Raw genomic sequence first — 796 nt, 5'->3', positions numbered from 1 at the left:
CTCGGTGTCAGCGATTTGCGCTGTGCCGGTCGCGCCAGTGGCGATCTTCTCGAAGTTGCCGCCGGTGCCGCCGGTGACGGTGGCGACCAGTTGGCTGGCGTCCTTGTACACGTCTTCGCTGTTCGGGTTCGGGACCTGAATGGAGCCCTTACCGTTGCTGTCGATGTTGACGGTGTAGTCGGTGCTGCCAACACGCACGGTCAGCACAACTGGAGCACTACCAGCTTGTGGCTTGTCGCTCAGCTCGAAGTTGAAAGTGACGTTAGCGTCGCCTTCTTTCGCAGGCACGCCGGTCACTGCAACAGTCACTGGAGTTTCGGTATCCGAGATCACCGCAGTACCAGTACCGCCGGTTGCGATCTTCTCAAAGTTACCGCCAGTGCCGCCGGTCACAGTTGCAACCAGTTCGCTAGCGTCTTTGTAGACGTCTTCGCTGTTCGGGTTAGGAACCTGGATCGAACCCTTGCCGTCAGCGTCGAGGTTAACGGTGTGGTCGGTGCTGCCGATGCGTACGTTCAGGACGACCGGATCGCTGCCAGCCTGAGGCTTGTTACTCAGCTCGAAGTTGAAGGTGACGTTGGCATCGCCTTCTTTCGCCGGTACGCCGGTGACTGCCACAGTCGTAGTGTCGATGGTGTCTTCGACAGTCACGGTAGCCGAAGCGCCGGATACGTCTACAGCTTCGAAATTACCACCGGTAACGCCAGTGACAGTGGCAGTCACTTCGCCGCCATCTTTGTAGACATCTTCAACGTTGGTGTTCGGGACCTGGAGCGTGCCCTTGCCATCGGCGCCA

Annotated in this window: 1 protein-coding gene; it reads right to left on the bottom strand. The window is 58.9% G+C overall.

Translation table 11 applies throughout. The features are described 5' to 3' along the window. Positions 1–796, bottom strand: a 796-nt coding sequence (locus FW789_RS24290) for an immunoglobulin-like domain-containing protein (RefSeq protein WP_446432151.1), incomplete at both ends; no start/stop codon positions are given.

This window comes from Pseudomonas sp. 1121_17 (assembly GCF_052850745.1).
Note: the sequence above shows the minus strand (reverse complement) of the source record. Positions and strands in the feature narration are given on the sequence as shown.